At 66.7% G+C, this 21,058-nt stretch carries 18 protein-coding genes; 12 read left to right on the top strand and 6 right to left on the bottom strand.

Annotation, left to right across the window (positions count from 1 at the left end):
• Nucleotides 1-187: 187 nt before the first annotated feature.
• The 6 genes from queA (at nt 188) to fabV (ending at nt 7,801) form a co-directional block, all read left to right on the top strand.
• Nucleotides 188-1,252: a tRNA preQ1(34) S-adenosylmethionine ribosyltransferase-isomerase QueA gene (queA, locus tag ACI2JH_RS18140; RefSeq protein ID WP_404736855.1), complete on the top strand. Its 1,065-nt coding sequence runs from the start codon at nt 188-190 to the stop codon at nt 1,250-1,252.
• A 447-nt stretch (nt 1,253-1,699) separates the two neighbouring features.
• Complete coding sequence (tgt, locus tag ACI2JH_RS18135; protein WP_182655619.1) at nt 1,700-2,830, top strand: tRNA guanosine(34) transglycosylase Tgt; 1,131 nt, start codon at nt 1,700-1,702, stop codon at nt 2,828-2,830.
• Nucleotides 2,831-2,961: 131 nt separating this feature from the next.
• Nucleotides 2,962-3,306 carry a preprotein translocase subunit YajC gene (yajC, locus tag ACI2JH_RS18130; RefSeq protein ID WP_042615071.1) on the top strand — a complete coding sequence of 115 codons (345 nt, stop codon included), beginning with the start codon at nt 2,962-2,964 and terminating at the stop codon, nt 3,304-3,306.
• Between the two features lie 62 nt (nt 3,307-3,368).
• Nucleotides 3,369-5,222: a protein translocase subunit SecD gene (gene secD, locus ACI2JH_RS18125; protein ID WP_191768969.1), complete on the top strand. Its 1,854-nt coding sequence runs from the start codon at nt 3,369-3,371 to the stop codon at nt 5,220-5,222.
• Nucleotides 5,223-5,241: 19 nt separating this feature from the next.
• Nucleotides 5,242-6,216: a protein translocase subunit SecF gene (gene secF, locus ACI2JH_RS18120; protein ID WP_101099745.1), complete on the top strand. Its 975-nt coding sequence runs from the start codon at nt 5,242-5,244 to the stop codon at nt 6,214-6,216.
• Nucleotides 6,217-6,541: 325 nt separating this feature from the next.
• On the top strand, nt 6,542-7,801 hold the full coding sequence (gene fabV, locus ACI2JH_RS18115; protein ID WP_404736854.1) for an enoyl-ACP reductase FabV: 1,260 nt from the start codon (nt 6,542-6,544) through the stop codon (nt 7,799-7,801).
• 126 nt (nt 7,802-7,927) lie between these two features.
• Here fabV and ACI2JH_RS18110 read toward each other — a convergent pair whose 3' ends face one another.
• The 3 genes from ACI2JH_RS18110 to ACI2JH_RS18100 form a co-directional block, all read right to left on the bottom strand.
• Nucleotides 7,928-9,997: an EAL domain-containing protein gene (locus ACI2JH_RS18110; RefSeq protein WP_182655623.1), complete on the bottom strand. Its 2,070-nt coding sequence runs from the start codon at nt 9,995-9,997 to the stop codon at nt 7,928-7,930.
• Nucleotides 9,998-10,060: 63 nt separating this feature from the next.
• Nucleotides 10,061-11,245 carry an NAD(P)/FAD-dependent oxidoreductase gene (locus ACI2JH_RS18105; RefSeq protein WP_404736853.1) on the bottom strand — a complete coding sequence of 395 codons (1,185 nt, stop codon included), beginning with the start codon at nt 11,243-11,245 and terminating at the stop codon, nt 10,061-10,063.
• A gap of 5 nt (nt 11,246-11,250) precedes the next feature.
• Nucleotides 11,251-11,799, bottom strand: coding sequence for a YaeQ family protein (locus ACI2JH_RS18100; RefSeq protein ID WP_042615066.1), 549 nt, complete (start codon nt 11,797-11,799; stop codon nt 11,251-11,253).
• Between the two features lie 42 nt (nt 11,800-11,841).
• Here ACI2JH_RS18100 and ACI2JH_RS18095 point away from each other — a divergent pair, with 42 nt between their 5' ends.
• From ACI2JH_RS18095 to ACI2JH_RS18075, 5 genes are all read left to right on the top strand, one after another.
• Nucleotides 11,842-12,744: a pseudouridine synthase gene (locus ACI2JH_RS18095; RefSeq protein ID WP_101099748.1), complete on the top strand. Its 903-nt coding sequence runs from the start codon at nt 11,842-11,844 to the stop codon at nt 12,742-12,744.
• 284 nt (nt 12,745-13,028) lie between these two features.
• Nucleotides 13,029-13,238 carry a cold-shock protein gene (locus tag ACI2JH_RS18090; protein WP_042615064.1) on the top strand — a complete coding sequence of 70 codons (210 nt, stop codon included), beginning with the start codon at nt 13,029-13,031 and terminating at the stop codon, nt 13,236-13,238.
• Between the two features lie 181 nt (nt 13,239-13,419).
• Complete coding sequence (locus ACI2JH_RS18085; protein WP_101099749.1) at nt 13,420-14,109, top strand: glutathione S-transferase; 690 nt, start codon at nt 13,420-13,422, stop codon at nt 14,107-14,109.
• Between the two features lie 42 nt (nt 14,110-14,151).
• Nucleotides 14,152-15,720 (top strand): YdiU family protein, encoded by a 1,569-nt coding sequence (locus ACI2JH_RS18080; RefSeq protein ID WP_404736852.1) that lies wholly within the window; start codon nt 14,152-14,154, stop codon nt 15,718-15,720.
• Between the two features lie 80 nt (nt 15,721-15,800).
• Nucleotides 15,801-16,337 (top strand): adenine phosphoribosyltransferase, encoded by a 537-nt coding sequence (locus ACI2JH_RS18075; protein ID WP_191768958.1) that lies wholly within the window; start codon nt 15,801-15,803, stop codon nt 16,335-16,337.
• Between the two features lie 124 nt (nt 16,338-16,461).
• Here the strand turns inward: ACI2JH_RS18075 and dbpA are convergent, their stop codons facing one another.
• Nucleotides 16,462-17,838, bottom strand: coding sequence for an ATP-dependent RNA helicase DbpA (dbpA, locus tag ACI2JH_RS18070; protein ID WP_042614920.1), 1,377 nt, complete (start codon nt 17,836-17,838; stop codon nt 16,462-16,464).
• 37 nt (nt 17,839-17,875) lie between these two features.
• Between dbpA and ACI2JH_RS18065 the strand changes: the two genes are divergently transcribed.
• Nucleotides 17,876-19,765 carry an ATP-binding cassette domain-containing protein gene (locus ACI2JH_RS18065; RefSeq protein WP_182655628.1) on the top strand — a complete coding sequence of 630 codons (1,890 nt, stop codon included), beginning with the start codon at nt 17,876-17,878 and terminating at the stop codon, nt 19,763-19,765.
• A gap of 273 nt (nt 19,766-20,038) precedes the next feature.
• On the opposite strand, the gene ACI2JH_RS18060 is transcribed toward ACI2JH_RS18065, so the two are convergent.
• A complete protein-coding gene (locus ACI2JH_RS18060; protein WP_101099753.1) occupies nt 20,039-20,503 on the bottom strand; it encodes a cytochrome c in 465 nt (154 codons plus the stop codon).
• An 11-nt stretch (nt 20,504-20,514) separates the two neighbouring features.
• A complete protein-coding gene (locus ACI2JH_RS18055) occupies nt 20,515-20,922 on the bottom strand; it encodes a cytochrome c (RefSeq protein WP_042614923.1) in 408 nt (135 codons plus the stop codon).
• Between the last annotated feature and the right edge of the window lie 136 nt (nt 20,923-21,058).

Genomic DNA, 21,058 nt, shown 5'->3' with positions numbered 1-21,058 from the left:
CACGGCCCCGTAAAAGCACAACGCGCGGCAAGCGCGCGCGTCGGGTCATGGCTCGTGCATTCGGACTTCCGTTTCGATGCTAGCACGCGGTTTTTTGCGCGATAACCCCGTCCGTTCGCTGCTGCATGGCAGCATTTTCGCGGGCGTTTGCCGCCAACTACGTTGTCCATCGGTGGCCGGTCGTACAATGCGCGCCATTGCCGACCTGTTGCTGTGTGTTCCCTTGAAGAAGTCCGATTTCCATTACGACCTTCCCGCTGAACTGATTGCCCAGGCGCCGCTGCCGGAGCGCTCGGCCAGCCGCCTGCTGCTGGTGCCGCCGGCGCCAGGCGCACTGCAGGATGCGCATGTGCGCGACCTGTCCGCGCTGCTGCGCGAAGGTGATCTGCTGGTGTTCAACGATACCCGGGTGATCCCGGCGCGGCTGTTCGGCCAGAAAGCGACCGGCGGCCGGGTGGAGATCCTGATCGAACGCCTGCTGGGCGCGCAGCAGGCAAGGGCGCAGGTGGGGGCCAGCAAGACCCCCAAGCCGGGCAGCAGGATCGCCCTGGACGCCGGTGGCGAAGTAGAAGTGCTGGGCCGCGATGGCGAGTTCTACGTGCTGCAGTTCCATGTGCCCGAAGCGCTGGAGCAGTGGTTGCTGCATGCCGGGCGGCTGCCGTTGCCGCCGTATATCCAGCGCGAGCCTGGGCTGGACGATCGCGAGCGCTACCAGACCGTGTTTGCCCGCGAGATCGGTGCGGTTGCCGCGCCGACCGCCGGCCTGCATTTCGATGATGCGCTGCTGGCCGCGCTGCAGGCCAAGGGCGTGGGCTTTGGCCATGTCACCCTGCATGTGGGCGCAGGCACCTTCCAGCCGGTCCGCGCGGACGATCTGAAAGACCATGTGATGCACCGCGAATGGCTGAACGTCGGCGCCGAGCTGGTGCAGCAGGTGCGGCGCACGCGCGAGGCCGGTGGCCGGGTGATCGGGGTGGGGACCACGGTGGTGCGGGCGCTGGAAAGCGCGATGCGCGATGGCGAGCTGCTGCCGTTCGCCGGGGAGACCCAGATCTTCATCACCCCCGGCTACCGGATCCGCAGCGTGGATGCGATGGTGACCAATTTCCATCTGCCGGAGAGCACGCTGTTGATGATGATTTCCGCGTTCGCGGGCAAGGAGCGGGTGTTCGAAGCGTACCGGCATGCGATCGAGCAGCGCTACCGCTTCTTCAGCTACGGCGATGCGATGTTGTTGTTCCCGCAGGGCTGAGCGGTTTTCTGCTGGTCTGCGTGACTCCCTGATCCGGGCCGAGCCAGCGGATGGGGGCAGGCAGGACACGCCGTGAACCCATCCATGGGGGCTGCTTTCCGCCCATCCGGGGCTCCAAGCGTCCTGCCTGCCCCCATCCGCTGGCTCCTGACACGTTCATGCGCGCGGCCGGCAAGGAGCGCCCGTGCGGTGGGTGGGGGATGAAAAGCGGCCGGCCTGCGGCCGGCCACCGCGGCGGGCGCGGAATCCGGAAGGCGTGGGTGGGGCAGGTTGCACGGGACCCTGTGAGGCAGGAGCCGAACGGGAGCCCCCATGGACGGGTTCACGGCGTGTCCCGTGCAGCCTGCCCCGCCCGCGCCCCTGGCAGACATCCAGGGCGCCACGCCTTTCGCGGTAAACCGAAAAGTGCGAGACAATACAAAGCTATCTGTCCCGAACAACCGCACCATGTCCCGACTGCAGTTCCAGCTCCAGACCACTGATGGCCGTGCCCGCCGTGGCCGCCTGACCTTCCCGCGCGGAACCGTGGAAACCCCCGCGTTCATGCCGGTTGGTACCTATGGCTCGGTCAAGGGCATCTTCCCCGACCAGGTGCGCGCCCTGGGCGCGGAAATCATCCTGGGCAATACCTTCCACCTGTACCTGCGCCCGGGCCTGGATGTCATCGCCGACCACGGCGGCCTGCACGGCTTCGCGCGCTGGGATGGCCCGATCCTGACCGACTCCGGCGGATTCCAGGTGTTCTCGCTGGCACATCGCCGCAAGATCACCGAACAGGGCGTGACCTTCGCCTCGCCCACCGACGGCGCCCGGGTTTTCCTCGGTCCGGAGGAAAGCATGAAGATCCAGAAGGTGCTGGATTCGGACGTGGTGATGATCTTCGACGAATGCACGCCGTACCCGGCCACCGAAGACGTCGCGCGCCGCTCGATGGAGCTCAGCCTGCGCTGGGCCCAGCGTTCGCGCGATGCCCACGATGGCCTGGGCAACGATGCCGCGCTGTTCGGCATCGTCCAGGGCGGAGTGCATACCGACCTGCGCAGCCGCTCTGCCGAGGCCCTGCAGCAGATCGGTTTCGACGGCTACGCCATCGGCGGGCTGGCCGTGGGCGAACCCGAGCATGAACGCAACGCCATGCTGGACCACCTGGATCCGGTGCTGCCGGCAGACCGCCCGCGCTACCTGATGGGCGTGGGCCGGCCGGAAGACCTGGTGGAAGGCGTGGCCCGCGGCGTGGACATGTTCGACTGCGTGATGCCCACGCGCAACGCGCGCAACGGCCACTATTTCACCTCCTTCGGCACCGTCCGCATCCGCAACGCCCGCTACGAGCGCGACATGGACCCGATCGAACCGGGCTGCGGCTGCTTCGCCTGCAGCGGCGGTTATACCCGCTCCTACCTGCGCCACCTGGACCGCTGCAATGAAATGCTGGCGCCGATGCTGGGCACCCTCCACAACCTGTTCTATTACGAGAAGCTGATGGCCGACATGCGCGCCGCCATCGCCGCGGGAACCTTCGAGGCCTTCCGTGGGTCTTTCTACGCAGCCCGGGGGGCTGCCGTCCCGCCGCTTTGAGCGGCCGCCCCCTGCCGAAGGGCCCAAGGACGAATCCCTGGGCCCGTGGCATACTTCACGGCTGACACCGATCTGCGGTCGCGCCCGGCCACTCGTGGCACCGGAGCGCCGCCCAACCAAAGGACTCCACGATGAACCTGCTTGCTTTCCTGATTCCCGCCGCCCACGCCCAGGCTGCCGGCGGCCAACCGCAGGGCTTCACCATGACCACCCTGCTGTTCCCGGTCATCCTGATCGCCATCATGTACTTCCTGATGATCCGCCCGCAGATGAAGCGGCAGAAGGAACACAAGGCCATGCTGGAGAAGATCAAGCGCGGCGACGAAGTGCTGACCAACGGTGGCATCGCCGGCGTGGTCACCGACATCGGCGACAACTTCGTCACCCTGGAAGTGGCTGACAACGTGCGCATCCGCGTGCAGAAGGGCGCTGTCGGCAACGTGCTGCCGGCCGGTACCCTGAAGTCGGCTGTCTGATCCACTCCCTTTTCTGAAGCACAACCGCGGCGCCGGGGATGGCGCCGCGCGGGAACCTCGCAATGCTCGAATTTCCACGCTGGAAGTACTTCGTCATCCTGATCGTCCTTGCGATCAGTACGTTGTATGCGCTGCCCAACATCTACCAGAAGGATCCGGCCATCCAGATCACCGCCAACCGCGGCGGCCTGGTGGATTCAGCGCTGCGTGACCGCGTGCTGGCCGACCTCAAGCAGGCCGGTGTCACCCCGATGGCGGCCGAGGTGGAAGGCGACAGCCTGATCGTCCGCCTGTCCGACATCCAGGCGCAGACCGCCGCCAACGACGTGCTCAAGCAGAGCGTCGGCGAGGATTACGTGGTGGCGCTGAACCTGGCCTCCACCGTGCCGGACTGGCTGTCGAACCTGGGCGCGCGGCCGATGACGCTGGGCCTGGATCTGCAGGGCGGCGTGCATTTCGTGCTGCAGGTGGACCAGAAGGCCGCGCTGGACAAGCGCCTGGACAGCTACACCGAAGACGTGCGTACCACCCTGCGGGATGCGCGTATTCCGTACCAGTCGGTCGAGCGCCGCGCGGACAACACCATCGTCGCCAACCTGAGCCCGAGCGCAGGCGAGGGCGCTGGACTGCGTGCCCGTGATGCGCTGTTCAAGTCGCAGCCGACGCTGGGCTTTGAAGTCACCGGCAACCGGGTGATCGTCAGCCTGCCCGACGCCGAACTGGCCGCCATCGCCAACGGTGCCATCGAGCAGAACGTCAATACGCTGCGCAACCGCGTCAACCAGCTCGGCGTGGCCGAGCCGATCATCCAGCGCCAGGGTGCCGACCGCGTGGTCGTGCAGCTGCCTGGCGTGCAGGACACCGCCGAAGCCAAGCGCATGATCGGTGCCACCGCCACCCTGGAATACCGCGCGGTCATCGAAGGCAACGCGCAGGACGCCGTCGCCACCGGCCGCATTCCGCCCGAAGCCAAGGTCTACCAGCTGCGCGACAACCGCGGCCCGGTGTTGCTGGCCAAGCGCGTGATCGTCACCGGTGACCAGATGGTCGCAGCCCAGGCCACTACCGACCAGAACGGTTCGGCGGCGGTCAGCGTGACGCTGAACAATGTCGGCGGACAGCGCATGTTCGACTTCACCAGCGCCAACGTGAACAAGCCGATGGCGGTGGTCTACACCGAGCGCATCCCCAGCGTTGAAACCGTGGATGGCAAGGAAGTGCGCAGCTTCCGGGTCAAGGAAGAGGTCATTTCGGTGGCCAACATCAACGGCGTGTTCGGCAAGAACTTCCAGACCACCGGCCTGGAGAAGCGTGAGTCCGAAGACCTGGCCAAGCTGCTCAAATCCGGCTCGCTCGCCGCGCCGATGGACTTCGTGGAAGAGAAGATCGTCGGCCCCAGCCTGGGTGCGGAGAACGTGCAGCGCGGTGTCACCGCGGTGGGCTTCGCCTTCCTGTTCACGCTGGTGTTCTTCACCGTCTACTACCGCATGTTCGGCGTCATCACCTCGGTGGCGATGCTGTTCAACCTGCTGATCGTGGTCGCGGTGATGTCGCTGTTCGGTGCCACCATGACCCTGCCGGGCTTTGCCGGCCTGGCGTTGTCGATCGGCCTGTCGGTGGATGCGAACGTGCTGATCAACGAGCGTATCCGCGAAGAGCTGCGTGCGGGCATGCCCGCCAAGGCCGCCATCGTGGCCGGTTACGAAAAAGCATCGGGCACCATCCTCGACGCGAACCTGACCGGCATGCTGGCCGGCGTGGCGCTGTATGCGTTCGGTACCGGTCCGTTGAAGGGTTTCGCCGTGACCATGATCGTCGGCATCCTCGCCTCGATGTTCACCGCCATCACCGTTTCCCGCGCCCTTGCGGTGCTGTTGTACGGCAGCCGCAAGAAGCTCAAGACCCTGGCCATCTGACGGGAAAAGGATCGATACCATGAAATTGTTTCCGCTCCACCTGATCCCGAACGACACCAAGTTCGACTTCATGCGCACCCGATGGATCGCCATCGGCATCGCCGCGCTGGTGTTCATCGCCGCGCTGGGCAGCATCATCGGCAAGGGCTTCAACTACGCATTGGATTTCACCGGCGGGACCGTGGTGGAAGTGCGCTTTGACCGCCCGGCCGATGTAGACGCGGTGCGCGGGCACCTGGAGACCGCCGGATATGGTGGCGCCCAGGTCCAGAGCTTCGGCAGCGGCAGCGACCTGCTGATCCGCCTGCAGCCACAGGCCCAGGCCGAAGGCGAGAGCGTCGGCGATGCCAACAACCGCACGGCCGAGGCGGTGCGCTCGGCGGTATCGCTGGAAGGCAATGCAGCGACCGTGCTGTCTTCGGAGTTTGTCGGTCCGCAGGTCGGCAAGGAGCTGGCCCTGAACGGCCTGTACGCCGCGCTGTTCGTGCTGGTCGGCTTCCTGATCTACATCGGTTTCCGCTTCGAGTGGAAGTTCGCGGTGGTGGCCATCATTACCACCCTGTTCGACGTGCTGGTGGTGGCCGGCTACTTCTCCTTCAGCGGCCGCGAGTTCGACCTGACCGTGCTGGCCGGCCTGCTGTCGGTGATGGGCTTCTCCATCAACGACACCATCGTGGTGTTCGACCGAGTCCGCGAGAACTTCCGCAGCCTGCGCGTCGAGCCGCTGGAAGTCATGAACCGTTCGATCAACCAGACCCTGTCGCGCACCATCATCACCTCGCTGGTGTTCTTCCTGTCGGTGCTGGCGCTGTACATCTACGGTGGCGGTTCGCTGGAAGGGCTGGCCCTGAGCCAGATGATCGGCGCGGTGATCGGCACCCTGTCCTCGATCTTCATCGCCTGCCCACTGCTGACCATGGGCGTGCTGGCGGTGACCAAGCAGGACCTGCTGCCCAAGGCCAAGGACGAAGAAGCCCTGGCCCGCCGCCCATAAAAAAGGCAGCCGGAAAGACCGGAAAAGCCGCACGAAAGTGCGGCTTTTTCTTTGCTTTTTTCCTCCCCGCACACGCCACGGGGCACGAGGAATCTGTCAGGAGAGGGAGCTGCCGGGGCGGGGTGGGACGCTGAGCCGCATGGATGCGGCGACGCAGCCTACAAGGACGTACTTGCGGCGTGTCCCATCCCGCCCCGGCAGCTCCCTCGGAACCATGCGCTGCATACGCCCCCGTCGGTTGTGCATATTCCCCCCGCACACTACGATTCCAGCGTTTCGTGCACGCGCGCCAGCGCGACCGCACCTGTCCCACACCGAGGTATCCATGGTCATCAAACCGCGCGTCCGCGGCTTCATCTGCGTCACCACCCATCCCACCGGCTGCGATGCGGCGGTCAAGCAGCAGATCGACTACATCAGCAGCCGGCCGAAGATCGTCAACGGTCCCAAGCGCGTGCTGGTGATCGGCGCCTCCACCGGCTACGGCCTGGCTGCGCGCATCACCGCCGCTTTCGGCAGCGACGCCGCCACCCTGGGCGTGTTCTTCGAAAAGCCCGGCAGCGAGACCAAGCCCGGCAGCGCCGGCTGGTACAACTCGGCCGCGTTCCACAAGTACGCCGGCCAGGCCGGACTGTATGCCAAGAGCGTGAACGGCGATGCGTTCTCCGATGAAGTGAAGGACCAGGTCATCGCGCTGATCAAGGCCGACCTCGGCCAGGTCGACCAGGTGGTCTACAGCCTGGCGTCACCGCGCCGCAAGCATCCGAAGACCGGCGAAGTGATCAACTCCACGCTCAAGCCGATCGGCGCGCCGATCACCCTGCGCGGCCTGGACACCGACAAGGTCAAGCTGACCGAAACCCACCTGGAGCCGGCCACCGACGAAGAGATCGCCGGCACCGTGGCGGTGATGGGTGGGGAAGACTGGCAGATGTGGATCGACGCGCTGGCTGCAGCCGGCGTGCTGGCCGACGGCTGCACCACCACCGCCTTCACCTACGTCGGTGAAGAGATCACCCAGGCGATCTACTGGAACGGCAGCATCGGTGCGGCCAAGAAGGACCTGGACCAGAAGGTGCTGGGCCTGCGCGAAAAGCTGGCCGCGATCGGCGGCGATGCCCGCGTATCGGTACTGAAGGCAGTGGTCACCCAGGCCAGTTCGGCGATCCCGACCATGCCGCTGTACCTGTCGCTGCTGTTCAAGGTGATGAAGGAAAAGGGCACCCACGAGGGCTGCATCGAGCAGCTCGACGTGCTGTACGACATCCTCTACGGCGGCAAGGCCGAGGGCAAGGCGGCGGAGCGCTTGCGCCATGACCTGACCGATGCCGAGGGCCGCCACGTGGAGCTGATCGACGATGCCGGCCGCCTGCGCGCGGACTACAAGGAAATGGCGCCGGGCGTGCAGGCCGAAGTGCTTGCATTGTGGCCGCAGGTGACCGATGAGAACCTGTATGAGATCAGCGATCTGGAAGGCTACAAGGCCGATTTCCTGCGCCTGTTCGGCTTCGGCGTGGAGGGCGTGGACTATGACGCCGACGTGGATCCGGACGTGAAGATCGACAACCTGGTCGACATGACCTGAAGTCGGGCAGGTGACGACTTTTGGTCGTCACCTGCAACGGTGTGACGACCAACGGTCGTCACCCACCGGAAGCCAACGGTCGTCACCCACCTGAAGCCACCGGTCACCCACCCGGGGCCGGATGCCTCAGCCGAAATCGAAGTCCATCCGCGGCGTAGCCTCGCCGACGAACTCACCCTGCACGTAATCCACCCCTGCGCTGAATAACAGGGTCATCGAGTTGGCATCGGTGACGAACTCGGCGACGGTGGCGATGTTGGCTGCCTGTGCGCGTTCGGTGATTTCCTTGATCTTGTCGAAGTTCTCGCGCGTGCTCGCCGCGTCGCGGGTGAAGCCGCGATCCAGCTTCAGGAACTGCGGCTGGAAATGCGCCAGCAGCTGGAACGAATCCAGCCCCGAACCGAACTGCTCCAGCCCGATCCGGCAGCCCAGCGGGGCGACCGCCTGCAGGAACTGCTGGGCGTTGCGCAGGTGGGTGAAGACCTTGGATTCCGGGGCATGCAGCCACAGCCGGTCACCGGGCACGCCATGCGCCTGCAGTTCCTGCTTCAGCGTGCTGATCAACAACGGATCGGCGAAGGATTCCGGGGTGATCTTCACCAGCATGTGGGTGGCATGGCCGGCACGCTGGCGTTCGCCCAGGATGGCGATGGCGCGCCGCACCACCCAGCGGTTGATGTCGGCCAGCAGGCCGTGTTCCTCGGCGATGGCAAGGAAGGCGACCGGGCTCATCAGCTCGCCGTTGTGGTCCAGCCGCAGGTAGGCCTCGTACAGTTCGCGTGATTCCCCCTGCAGGTTCAGCACCGGCTGGTAATGCAGCTGGAAGCCATCGCCTTCCACGGCTTCGCGGATGCGCGCGACCCAGCGTGCGATCCGCTCTTCCTCCACCCGGTCGGTGGCGGCCGGGTCGAAGATGCGCACGCTGTTGCCCAGCTCGGCCGCGGCCTGCAGGCACGTGGTGGCGCGCGCCAGCACTTGGCCGATGCTGGCGATCTTCTCGCCGACCTGCACGCCGCCGATGCTGACGGTGACGGTGGCCGAGCGCTCACCGATGCTGAACACATGCGCGGCGTAGGCGCTGCGGATGCGTTCGGCCAAGGCTGCGGTATCGGCAAAGGCACCGTCGAGCAGCACCGCGAAGCTGTGCTCGCCGAAGCGGGCCAGCTGCGCCTGGCTGCCGACCGTATCGTTGAGCAACGCGGCCATGGAGGCGATCAGCGCATCGGCTGAATCCAGCCCGATGTCCGGCAGCAGACGGGCGTAATGGTCCGGCTCGACCAGCAGCAGGCCGGAACGGCCTTCGCCGCGGCTGGCCTGGGCTACAGCGTTTTCCACCTGCACCATGAAGGTGGGACGGTTGAGCAGGCCGGTGACCTGGTCGCGCTGGCGCAGCTCCTCCACTTCGCGGGCCAGCTCCGGGTCCAGTTCCAGCCGGCGGCGGAACACCACCTGCAGGCACGATTCGCCTTCGTAGCTCGCACTGGTGAACTCCATGGTAGCCGCGAACGCATTGCCATCCTGGTGGCGGGCATCGATCTGGTACTGCGGCGGCGGCGCCTCGCCCTTGCTCAGGCCCTTCAGCAGCTGCTTGAAACCTTCCACGTGCTGGGCGGCCACCATGTCCAGCAGCGAAATGCCTTCCACGTCGTCGAAGCTTTCAAACCCGAACATCTCCAGGTAGGCATCGTTGGCGCGGATGTGCATGCCCTCGTGGATATAGGCGATGGGGTCGCGCGAAGAAGCGATCAGCGCGTCACAGCGGCGTTCGGTCTCGCGCATCTGCGCCTCGATCCGGCGCAGGCCGCGACGTGCCTGCAGGTCGATCCACTGGTCGCGCACCACCGCCAGCAGGTGTTCCGGCCGCGGCCGCAGCGCGAGTGCGCGCAGGCCGTGCGCGCTGGCTTCGACCAGCGCGTCCTCTTCGATGTGGTCCACCAGCAGGATCAGCGGCACGTCCTTGCCGCTGGCGGCTATCTGCTGGGAGACCTGCGGCAGGCTGATCGACTGCTGCGGCGCGGCCAGCACCAGGTCGATCGGCTGCGTCGCCAGCACCTGCCCCAGTTCGCCCACGTCCTGCGGCCGCGAAGGCCGCACCGCGATGCCACTGTTGCGCAGCGCGCTGACGATCGCTTCAGCGTTCTCGCCGCTGTCATCCACGATCACCAGGCGCAGCGTGATGTCATTCGAGTTCTGCATTCAAAGGCTCCCCAAGCTGCCCATTAGATACACGATGCGCGCCCGCAGGTCCATGCGCAGGCCCTACGCCACGCTGCCGGCGGCATGGCCGCTGGCCCACGCCCATTGGAAGTTGTAGCCGCCCAGCCAACCGCTGACGTCGAGTACCTCGCCGATGAAATACAGGCCGGCCACCTTGCGCGATTCGAAGCTGGAGGAGGACACCTGCGCGGTGTCCACCCCGCCCAGGGTGACTTCGGCGGTGCGGTAGCCCTCGGTGCCACTGGCCACCAGCGGGAAGCCGGCGAGCAGGGCGCCGGCCTGGCGCAGTTGTGGCTCATCGATCTGCTTGACCGGACGGTCCGGCAGCCAGTGCTCGCACAGGCGCTGCGCCAGGCGCTTGGGCAGCACCTCGGCCAGCACGGTGCGCAGGGCCGCGTCCGGGCGCTCACGTTTCATCGCGCGCAGCCACTGCTCGGCGTCCTGGCCCGGCAGCAGGTCCAGTTCCAGCGCATCACCAGGTTGCCAGAAAGACGAAATCTGCAGGATCGCCGGGCCGCTGATGCCGCGGTGGGTGATCAGCAGCGAGTTGCGGAAGGCCATGCCGTTGCTGCGCGCTTCCACCGGCAGCGCCACGCCGGACAGGTCCGCCAGACGTTGCTGGTGGGTGCCGCTGAGGGTCAGCGGCACCAGTCCGGCGCGCGTCGGCAGTACGTCGTGGCCAAACTGCCTGGCGATCTCATAGCCGAAGCCGGTGGCGCCCAGGCTGGGGATGGACAGCCCGCCAGTAGCCACCACCAGCGAGGCGGCGAAGAACGTCCCGTGGGTGGTCTGCACGTGGAAGCCGTCGCTGCCGCGTTCGATCCGCTGCACCGCGCAGTCGGTGCGGACCTGCACGCCGGCCTCCACGCATTCATCCACCAGCATCTTGACGATCTGCTTGGACGACACGTCGCAGAACAGCTGGCCGAGTTCCTTCTCGTGGTAGGCGATGCGGTGCCGCTCGACCATCTCGATGAAGTCCGCAGGCGTGTAGCGGGCCAAGGCGGATTTGCAGAAATGCGGGTTGGCCGACACGAAGTTGGCCGGGGTGGTGCCGGTGTTGGTGAAGTTGCAGCGGCCGCCGCCGGACATCAGGATCTTCTTGCCGACCTTGTTGGCATGGTCGATCACCTGTACCACGCGGCCGCGCTGTCCGGCGGTGAGCGCACACATCAGCCCGGCCGCGCCCGCGCCGATCACCAGCACATCGCACCGCGTTGCCGCCACGCCGCTCACTCCTTGGCGCGCTTGCGCCAGACCGGGATGACATCCAGCTGCATCTGGTCGTTGATCAGCTGTACTTCGGCATCCTGGATCAGCACGCTCCAGCGCATGGCACGCTGGATCTGCTGGCTCCACTGCTCGACGAAGGCGCCGGGCAGGTCGAGCACGGACAGGTTGCTGAAGCGCTCCAGCGCCTTGCCCTGTTTCTGCCACCACACATCCGAGGCATGCCCGGCGTAGGTCACCACCTGCACCTGGCGGCTGCGGTTGCAGGCCTTGCGCACGCGCGATTCGTCCGGGTGGCCCAGGTCGATCCAGCGCAGGATGTCACCGGTGTAGTCCTGTTCCCAAAGATCCGGTTCGTCGTCGGTGCTCAGCCCGCGGCCGAACTCCAGCCGGTCCTCGGCATTGAGCGCGAAAGCCAGCAGACGCACCATCAAGCGCTCGTCGGTCTCCGACGGGTGCTGGGCGAGGGTGAGGTTGTGGGTCGCGTAGTAGCCGCGATCCATGTCGCTGATCTGCAACTCGGCCTTGCGGATGGTGGCGGTGAGGGCCATGAGGCTTCCGTGGACAAAGAGCACCATGATAATGGGTGCGCCATGACCCCGTCCGATCCGATCCTTCCCGTCGTTGCCGCCAGTCGTCTCCAACTGCCCCCGGGCAACTGGAAGAGCCTGCTGGACGGGCTGTGCGCCCGTTTTGCGCGGATCAGCCGCGCCCAGTGGCAGGATCGTTTCGCGCGCGGGCGGGTGCAGGATGCGCAGGGCAGGGCACTGCTCCCGGGCCAACCGTGGCAGGTGGGGCTGGAAATCCGCTACTTCCGTGAAGTCGAAGATGAACCGGTCATCCCCTTCGCCGAGCGCATCGTGCACCACGACGCCCACCTGCTGGTGGCGGACAAGCCGCATTTCCTGCCGGTTGTGCCGGCCGGCGGCCACGTCCAGCAGACCCTGTTGGCGCGGTTGATGGCCGCCACCGGCAATACCGACCTGGTGCCGCTGCACCGGCTGGACCGCCTGACCGCCGGGCTGGTGCTGTTCTCCACCCGCCCTGAAAGCCGGGATGCCTACCAGCGGCTGTTCCGGGAGCGGCGGATCGCCAAGGTCTACGAGGCGCTGGCTCCTGCGCTGCCCGGGCGGTGCTTCCCGCTGCAGCGCCGCAGCCGGCTGCAGAAGGGCGAGCCGTTCCATTGCATGCGCGAAGAGGAGGGCGAGCCCAACAGCGAGACCCTCATCGACGTGCTTGACCGCACGGGGCCGGCCTGGCGCTATCGGCTGCAGCCGGTGACCGGGCGCAAGCACCAGCTGCGCGTGCACATGGCGGCCCTGGGGGCGCCGATCCTTGGCGATGACCTGTATCCGGCCTACGCGCCTCAGCCGCCGGGTGACTATTGCCGTCCCCTGCAACTGCTGGCCTGCGGTCTGTCGTTCAGCGATCCCATCGACGGGGAACCGCGCCGCTTCACCAGCAGCTTTACGCTGCGTGGACCGGGCATGGAGTAGGCGGAAAGCTGAATTGGGAGCTTCGCCGGACCCCGATCCGGCCTCGCGCCTTGGCACAGCTGCGCCGGGGTGGTAGACCATGAACGCAGTGCCTATCGCTTTTTGGAGCAAACACGCGTATCGTCCGTCTCACTGTGTTTGCTAGGGTCACCGTAAATCGTGGCCTGGTGCAGTTGATCTCACGATCTGCTCCATCGATCCGCTTTGCCAACGCCTGCAACTCAGTCTCGGCCCCGATATCCGGTGGCTGCGATTTATTTCACATTGTTTCAGGAGTTTCAAAGATGTCTGATCGTCAGAGCGGTACCGTCAAGTGGTTCAACGATGCCAAGGGCTTCGGCTTCATCACCCCGGAAAGCGGCCCGGACCTGTTCGTGCACTTCCGTGCCATCCAGGGCAACGGCTTCAAGTCGCTGCAGGAAGGCCAGAAGGTGACCTTCGTCGCCGTGCAGGGCCAGAAGGGCATGCAGGCTGACCAGGTGCAGGCGGTCTGATCCGCTTGCTGCCGTAAGGTAGCCAAAGACGCCGGAAGCGAAAGCTTCCGGCGTTTTTTTTTGCCCGCGGCGCGGTCGCGTTGCGGTCGCGTTGCGGTGGTGGGTGACGACCGTTGGTCGTCACGCTTTCCCCAATCCCCCCTCTCTACCCTGTACCTACCTGACTACACGGATCGCCCGCATGCTCACCGTCCACCACCTCGACAACTCCCGCTCGCTGCGCGTGCTGTGGATGCTGGAAGAACTCGGGCTGGCCTACGAGCTGAAGCAGTACGCGCGCGATCCGAAGACCATGCTGGCGCCGCCGGAACTGCGGCAGGTGCACGGGCTGGGCAAGGCCCCGGTGCTGCAGGACGGCACGCGGGTGCTGGCCGAATCCGGTGCCATCCTGGATTACCTGGCCGACAGCTACGACAGTGAGCGTGTGTTGTCGCCTGCGCCGCTGCCGGCCGGTTCGGACGAGCGCATGGCCTACCGTTACTGGCTGCATTACGCCGAAGGCTCGGCCATGCCGCCGATGCTGCTGACCCTGGTGATGTCCAGGATCCGCAACGCGCCGATGCCGTTCTTCGCAAAACCCATCGCGCGCGCGATCGCCGACAAGGCCGAGAAAGGCTTCGTCGGGCCGCAGCGCCGCCTGCACCTGGACTGGATGGAACAGCGCCTGGTGGAAACCCCGTGGTTTGCCGGCAAGCGCTTCACCGCCGCCGATATCCAGATGAGCTTCCCGATCCAGGCCGCCGCCAGCCGCGGCGACGGGCTGGCCGACAAGCCGGCACTGCGCGGCTTCCTGCAGCGTATAGAACAGCGCCCGGGCTACCAGCGCGCGGTGGCCCGCGGTGGCAGCCTGCAGGCGCTCAGCGGGCGCTGAGTGCGTCTTGCCGCTGCGTCCGGCCGCCCCCATGTCGGGGGCATGGATACTGCTGACACCCTTCGTTTCGACAACCGCCTGATCCAGCGCCTGCCCGGCGATCCGGAGCCGTCCAACCAACGCCGCGAAGTGCGCGGTGCGGCCTGGTCGGCGGTCATGCCGACCCCGGTCGCGGCGCCTTCCACGTTGGCGGTATGGCCTGAAGTGGCCAACCTGCTGGGACTGCCGGCCGAGTTCGTCGGTAGTACGGACTTCGCCGAGGTGTTCGCCGGCAACGCGCTGCTGGAAGGCATGCAGCCTTGGGCCGCCAACTATGGCGGACATCAGTTCGGCCGCTGGGCCGGCCAACTGGGCGATGGACGGGCGATCTCGCTGGGCGAACTGGTCACTGCCGACGGTCGCCACTGGGAGCTGCAGCTGAAGGGCGCCGGACCGACGCCCTATTCGCGTGGCGCCGATGGGCGTGCGGTGCTGCGTTCGTCGGTCCGTGAATTCCTGTGCAGCGAGGCGATGCACCATCTGGGCGTGCCGACCACGCGCGCGCTGTCGCTGGTCGGCAGCGGCGAGGGCGTGCTGCGCGACATGTTCTACGACGGTCATCCTGAGATCGAACCCGGTGCCATCGTGTGCCGCGTGGCGCCGTCGTTCCTGCGCTTCGGCAGCTTCGAGCTGCCCGCGTCACGCGGCGAGCAGGCGCTGCTGCAACAGATGGCGGAAACCTGCATCGCGCGGGACTTCCCCGAGCTGCAGGGCAGTGGCGAATCGCTGCTGGGCGACTGGTTCGCCCAGATCGCCGTGCGCAGTGCGGAAATGGTGGCGCACTGGATGCGCGTGGGCTTCGTCCACGGCGTGATGAACACCGACAACATGTCCGTGCTCGGTCTCACCATCGACTACGGCCCGTACGGCTGGATGGAAGATTACGATCCGGAGTGGACGCCCAACACCACCGACGCGCAGGGACGCCGTTACCGCTTCGGCACCCAGCCACAGGTGGTGTTCTGGAACCTGACCCGGCTGGCGCAGGCGCTGGCACCGCTGTTCGCCGACGTGCAGCCGCTGCAGACCGGACTGGAGGCCTTCCAGACCACGCTGGCCGCCTGCACCCGCCGCGACGTGGCCGCCAAGCTGGGCCTGTCGGCAGCCGATGAGGCCGACCTGCAGCTGCACCAGCGCTGGCAACAGCTGATGCAGGACGGGGCGATGGACATGACCCTGGCCTACCGCGCGCTGATCCGGCTGGACGTGGCTGCGCCGGATGCGGGGGTGCTCGATGGCGTGTTCTATGACCCCGCACGCCAGGCGGCCGTGCGCGAGCCGCTGCTGCAATGGCTGCGTGACTACGCTGCGCGCCTGCATGCCGATCCGCTCGAGGCATCCGGACGCATCGCGCGGATGAAGCGCGCCAACCCGCTGTACGTGCTGCGCAACTGGCTGGCCCAGGAGGCCATCGAACGCGCCAGCCAAGGCGACATGGGGGGCGTGCAGGCGCTGCAGGAGGTGTTGCGTGATCCGTATACCGAACGTGCCGGTCTGGAGCACTACGCCGGCAAGCGACCGGCGTGGGCCGATCACAAGGCAGGTTGTTCGATGCTGTCCTGCAGTTCCTGAGCGGCCGGCCATCGGGTCCACCGACAGCAGCCCGCCGACCGGCCTGTTACCCTATGCCGCCCTATAACGCTGGCCTTGCAATGACCGACGCACACGTCGAACCGCAGTGGGCATCGCGCCTGCGCGACATCGCTGATTTCCCCAAGCCGGGCATCCTGTTCAAGGACATCATGCCGCTGCTCGCCGATGGCGATGATTTCCGTGCGGCGATCCAGGCCATGAGCGCGCGCTGGCGAGACCTGCGGCTGGATGCCGTGGTCGGCATCGAGTCGCGTGGCTTCATCCTGGGCGCGGCGATGGCGCTGGAGCTCGGTGTGGGCTTCGTACCGGTGCGCAAGCCGGGCAAGCTGCCGGGCAAGGTGCTGCGCGAGGAATACACGCTGGAATACCGCAGCGACTGCATCGAAGTGCATGCCGACGCCCTGCCGGCCGGTGCCCGCGTGGCGATCATCGATGACGTGCTGGCGACCGGCGGCACGCTGGTGGCGGCGCTGTCGCTGGTGCGTCGACTGGGCGTGGACGTGGTCGGTGCCGGCGTGCTGGTGGAGCTGGATGGGCTGGGCGGCCGTGGCCGCTGGGAAGCCGGCCTGCCGTTGCATACCGAACTGGTTTATTGAGGTCCACGGCCGCCGAGCATGGCTCGGCGCTACCGCCCGGGCTCCGGCAGTGACGACCGCTGGTCGTCCTGCTCCTGGCTTTGCCCCTGGTGGGTGACGACCGTTGGTCGTCACCGCTGCCGGCTTACATCACGCGGGTACGGAACCTGCGGCCCTTGATCTTGCCTTCTTCCAGCTTGGCCACGGCCCGGTTGGCGTGCTCGCGGGCGATGGCCACGTACGAACGCGTGGGGTAGATCGCGATCTTGCCGATGTGCTTGCCGGCCAGGCCGGCATCGCCGGTCAGCGCGCCCAGGATGTCACCGGGACGCAGCTTGTCGGTCTTGCCGCCATCGATGCGCAGGGTGCGCATGGCGGCCTGCGGAAGTTCGGCCGGGCGCGAGGTTGCCAGCGGCGTCTTCTGCCAGTCCAGCGGCTTGCCACGCTGCGCCTCCAGCGCCTCGGCGCGGGACTTCTCACGGCCGGCCACCAGGCTGATCGCCATGCCACTGGCGCCGGCACGACCGGTACGGCCAACGCGGTGCTGATAGGTTTCGATATCGGTCGGCAGTTCGTAGTTGATCACCATCGCCAGGTCTTCCACGTCCAGCCCGCGCGCGGCCACGTCGCTGGCCACCAGCACGTTGCAGCTGCGGTTGGCAAAGCGCACCAGCACTTCTTCGCGGTCGCGCTGTTCCATGTCGCCGTGCAGGGCGAGCGAGGAGAAGCCGAACTGCTGCAGCGAATTGGCGACTTCGTCGACATCCTTGCGGGTGTTGCAGAACACCACCGCCGATTCCGGCGTGTACTTCAGCAGCAACCCGGCCAGCGCCTTCTGCCGGTGCGCCGGCTCCACTTCGCAGAACAGGTGGCGGATGGAGGGAGCATCGTCGGCACCGTCCACGGTCACTTCCACCGGATCGCGCAGCACGTCGCGGCCGATCGCGCGGATCGCATCGGGGAAGGTGGCTGAGAACAGCAGCGTCTGGCGGTCCTTGTGGGTGCGCCCGGCGATTTCGCGGATAGGCTCTTCAAAGCCCATGTCCAGCATGCGGTCGCCTTCGTCCAGCACCAGCGTGCGCACCGCGCCGAGGTTCAGCGCGCGCTTGCGGGCCAGTTCCTGCACGCGGCCGGGGGTGCCGACCACCACGTGCGGGTGGTGGGCTTCCAGCGAGGCCAGCTGCGGCGCCAGCGGCGAACCGCCGGTCAGCACCAGCAGCTTCATGTTCGGGATGCCGGTGGCCAGCTTGCGGATCTGCTTGCCGACCTGGTCGGCCAGCTCGCGGGTGGGGCACAGCACCAGCGCCTGCACCCGCTGGGTGGCCGGATCCAGTGCCTGCAGCAGGCCCAGCCCGAAGGCGGCGGTCTTGCCGCTGCCGGTGGGGGCCTGGGCGATGACATCGCGGCGGTCGAGGATGGCCGGCAGGCTGCGTGCCTGGATGGCGGTGAGGGTCGTGTAGCCGAGCGCTTCCAGGCCAGGCTGAAGGGCCGGGCTCAGCGGCAGGGTCGAGAATTCATTCATGGCGCATTGTACGGGGTTAACCCCTTACAATACCCGCATGCCTCTGATTACCTTGCAGAACGTCGACTTCAGCGTCGGCGGCCCGTTGTTGCTGGAAAAAGCCGAACTGTCGATCGAGCCGGGCGAGCGTATCGCCCTGATCGGCCGCAACGGCGCCGGCAAATCCACTTTGCTCAAGCTGCTGTCCGGCGACCACAAGCCCGATGATGGCGAAGTCCGCGTGCAGCAGGGCGTCCGCGTGACCCGGCTGGAACAGGAGGTGCCGCACGGCGCCGCCGGCAGCGTGTTCGACGTGGTCGCCGAAGGCCTGGGCGAACTGGGCCAGTGGCTGGCCGAGTTCCACCACCTGAGCGTCGCCGAAGAGTTCGACGGCGATGCACTGGGCGCGGTGCAGGCCAAGATCGACGCCGCCAACGGCTGGGGCCTGGACCAGCGCGTCAGCGAAACCCTGACCAAGCTGGACCTGGATGGCGATGCCGAATTCGCACGCCTGTCCGGCGGCATGAAGCGGCGCGTGCTGCTGGGCCGCGCGCTGGTGTCCAGCCCGGACCTGTTGCTGCTGGACGAACCGACCAACCACCTGGACATCGAAGCCATCGATTGGCTGGAAATGTTCCTGAAGAACTGGAACGGCAGCGTGGTGTTCGTCACCCATGACCGTCGCTTCCTGCGCGCGCTGGCCACCCGCATCGTGGAAATCGATCGTGGCCAGGTCACCAGCTGGCCGGGCGACTGGGCCAACTACGAGCGCCGCCGCGAAGAACGGCTGAACGCACAGGCCCAGGAAAACGCCCGTTTCGACAAGATGCTGGCGCAGGAAGAAGTGTGGATCCGCCAGGGCATCAAGGCCCGCCGGACCCGCGATGAAGGCCGCGTGCGCCGCCTTGAAGCGATGCGCAACGAGCGCTCGTCGCGCCGCGAAATCAGCGGCAACGTCAGGATGGAAGCAGCCCAGGCTGCCAATTCCGGCAAGAAGGTCATCGACATCAAGGACGTGTCGTTCTCCTTCGGCGAGCGCTGCATGGTGCGTGATTTCTCCGCCACCATCCTGCGTGGCGACCGCATCGGCCTGATCGGTCCCAACGGCAGCGGCAAGACCACGCTGCTGAAGCTGCTGCTGGGCGATCTGGCACCGGACCGCGGTGAAGTGCGCGCCGGTACCAACCTGGAAATCGCCTATTTCGACCAGTACCGCTCGGTGCTGCGCGAAGACTGGACCGCCATCGAGAACGTGGCCGAAGGCCGCGATTTCATCGAATTCAACGGCAAGCGCAAGCACGTGCACGCCTATCTGCAGGACTTCCTGTTCACCCCCGAACGTGCGCGCGCGCCGATCACCCGCCTGTCCGGCGGTGAGCGCAACCGCCTGCTGCTGGCCAAGCTGTTCGCGCAGCCGTCCAACCTGCTGGTGATGGACGAACCGACCAACGACCTGGACGTGGAAACGCTGGAGCTGCTGGAAGAGCTGCTCGGTGATTACACCGGCACGTTGCTGCTGGTCAGCCATGACCGTGACTTCCTCGACAACGTGGTGACCTCCACGCTGGTGATGGAAGGCGAAGGCGTGGTCGGCGACTACGTGGGCGGCTACAGCGACTGGCAGCGCCATGCGGCCTTCGTGGCCGCGCAGCAGGCCAACGCGCCGGTGGTGGCGAGCCGCCCGGCCGCTGCTGCCGCACCGGTGGCCGCCGCCGAACCGACGCCGGCCAAGCGCAAGCTCAGTTACAAGGACGCGCGCGAGCTGGAACAGCTGCCGCTTAAGATCGAAACGCTGGAAAAGGACGTCGAAGGGCTGACTGCCGCGATGAACGATCCGGCGTTCTACCAGCGCAGCGCGCCGGACATGGCCGCGCACAACCAGAAGCTGGCCAAGGTGCAGGCCGAGCTGGATGCCGCCTACGCGCGCTGGCAGGAACTGGACGCCTGAACCGGCGCCACGCGCGCGCAGGGTAGTGACGGCCGCTGGCCGTCAGTGCTTTGCCTGGGGGGGTGACGACCGTTGGCCGTCAACGTCCCTGCCGCTGCGCTCGCCGACCATGGGCCGGCGCTACCCGGGTCGCTCCGTTGCCTGGGTGGGTGACGACCGTTGGTCGTCAACGGACCTGCCGCTGTGCTCGCCGACCATGGGTCGGCGCTACCCGGGTCGCTCCGTTGCCTGGGTGGGTGACGACCGTTGGTCGTCACGCGTTTTCAGCGGGGCTTATTTGACCCCGTGCAGGTCACGCAGCTGGGTCGGGCGTGAAGCGAAATAGGCGGCCAGGTCGGCGATTTCCTGGTCGCTGATGCCGGTCGCCTGCGGGGTCATCAGCGCGTGCTGGCGATCGCCGGAGCGATACGCCTGCAGCGCGTGCGCCAGGTAATCACTGTATTGCCCTCCCAGCTTGGGGTAGGTCGGGTCGATAGGCGCATTGCCATCGGCACCGTGGCAGTCGATGCAGCTCTGCCCGGTGGCCTTGCCCTTGACCTGCGCACGCGCCTCACCGGCGGCGGGGCGACCGGCCGGCAATCCGGCAGACGATGAAGGAGCGGGAAGATCGCCACTGGCCTGGCCCGGCTGGTCGGGCGACTGCGTGCTGCTGTCTTCGTGCGACGGCGAGCAGGCGGCCATCAGGACGGCGACGGACAAGGCGATGGCATGACGCGTGAACTGCGCGGCTTTCGACATGTAGGCGTGCCTTACTTGACGGTGGACAGGTAAACAGCGAGATCGGCGATCTCCTGTTCGCTGAAACTCATCGACTGCGCCTGCATGGTCGGATGACGACGCTTGCCATGGCGGTACTCGGTGAGGGCCTGCAGCAGGTACTGCTCGCTCTGCCCGCCGATCTTCGGCACGCGGTAGCTGGGATAGGCGTTCTTGTAACCGGTGATGCCGTGGCAGCCCTGGCAGGTGTATGCCAGGACCCGGCCGTTGTCGAAATTGCCGGTGAGGGCGGCGGCCGGCGCCGGTGCCTGCGGGGCCGGAAGCGGCGCTGGAGCGGCAGGGGCGGACGGAGGTGAAGCGGGTGCAGGAGCGGCCACGGCGGCCCCGAAGGGCAGGAGGACGGCCAGAGCAAGACAAGCGGCGAGCGGCTGCGGGCGCATGATGTCGTTTCCGGGCTACGGGTCTGGTCGTTCCGGCGTGGGGTACGGAACGGCCCGAGTATAGCGGCTCGTTTCATGTTGCTGAAATGGGGGCAGCCCGACCGGCGGCGTGAAGTCACCGTGACCTTTGGGATAT

Source organism: Stenotrophomonas sp. NPDC078853 (assembly GCF_044901215.1).
Taxonomy (GTDB): Bacteria; Pseudomonadota; Gammaproteobacteria; order Xanthomonadales; family Xanthomonadaceae; genus Stenotrophomonas; species Stenotrophomonas lacuserhaii.
The sequence above is the reverse complement of the archived record's forward strand: the minus strand, read 5'-3'. Positions and strand labels throughout refer to the sequence as shown.

Bases quoted from the DNA above. Each gene is read 5' to 3' on its own strand.
- queA (WP_404736855.1), top strand. From the start codon at position 188: ATGCGCGCCATTGCCGACCTGTTGCTGTGTGTTCCCTTGAAGAAGTCC.
- tgt (WP_182655619.1), top strand. From the start codon at position 1,700: ATGTCCCGACTGCAGTTCCAGCTCCAGACCACTGATGGCCGTGCCCGC.
- yajC (WP_042615071.1), top strand. From the start codon at position 2,962: ATGAACCTGCTTGCTTTCCTGATTCCCGCCGCCCACGCCCAGGCTGCC.
- secD (WP_191768969.1), top strand. From the start codon at position 3,369: ATGCTCGAATTTCCACGCTGGAAGTACTTCGTCATCCTGATCGTCCTT.
- secF (WP_101099745.1), top strand. From the start codon at position 5,242: ATGAAATTGTTTCCGCTCCACCTGATCCCGAACGACACCAAGTTCGAC.
- fabV (WP_404736854.1), top strand. From the start codon at position 6,542: ATGGTCATCAAACCGCGCGTCCGCGGCTTCATCTGCGTCACCACCCAT.
- ACI2JH_RS18110 (WP_182655623.1), bottom strand. From the start codon at position 9,997: ATGCAGAACTCGAATGACATCACGCTGCGCCTGGTGATCGTGGATGAC.
- ACI2JH_RS18100 (WP_042615066.1), bottom strand. From the start codon at position 11,799: ATGGCCCTCACCGCCACCATCCGCAAGGCCGAGTTGCAGATCAGCGAC.
- ACI2JH_RS18095 (WP_101099748.1), top strand. From the start codon at position 11,842: ATGACCCCGTCCGATCCGATCCTTCCCGTCGTTGCCGCCAGTCGTCTC.
- ACI2JH_RS18090 (WP_042615064.1), top strand. From the start codon at position 13,029: ATGTCTGATCGTCAGAGCGGTACCGTCAAGTGGTTCAACGATGCCAAG.
- ACI2JH_RS18085 (WP_101099749.1), top strand. From the start codon at position 13,420: ATGCTCACCGTCCACCACCTCGACAACTCCCGCTCGCTGCGCGTGCTG.
- ACI2JH_RS18080 (WP_404736852.1), top strand. From the start codon at position 14,152: ATGGATACTGCTGACACCCTTCGTTTCGACAACCGCCTGATCCAGCGC.
- ACI2JH_RS18075 (WP_191768958.1), top strand. From the start codon at position 15,801: ATGACCGACGCACACGTCGAACCGCAGTGGGCATCGCGCCTGCGCGAC.
- dbpA (WP_042614920.1), bottom strand. From the start codon at position 17,838: ATGAATGAATTCTCGACCCTGCCGCTGAGCCCGGCCCTTCAGCCTGGC.
- ACI2JH_RS18065 (WP_182655628.1), top strand. From the start codon at position 17,876: ATGCCTCTGATTACCTTGCAGAACGTCGACTTCAGCGTCGGCGGCCCG.
- ACI2JH_RS18060 (WP_101099753.1), bottom strand. From the start codon at position 20,503: ATGTCGAAAGCCGCGCAGTTCACGCGTCATGCCATCGCCTTGTCCGTC.
- ACI2JH_RS18055 (WP_042614923.1), bottom strand. From the start codon at position 20,922: ATGCGCCCGCAGCCGCTCGCCGCTTGTCTTGCTCTGGCCGTCCTCCTG.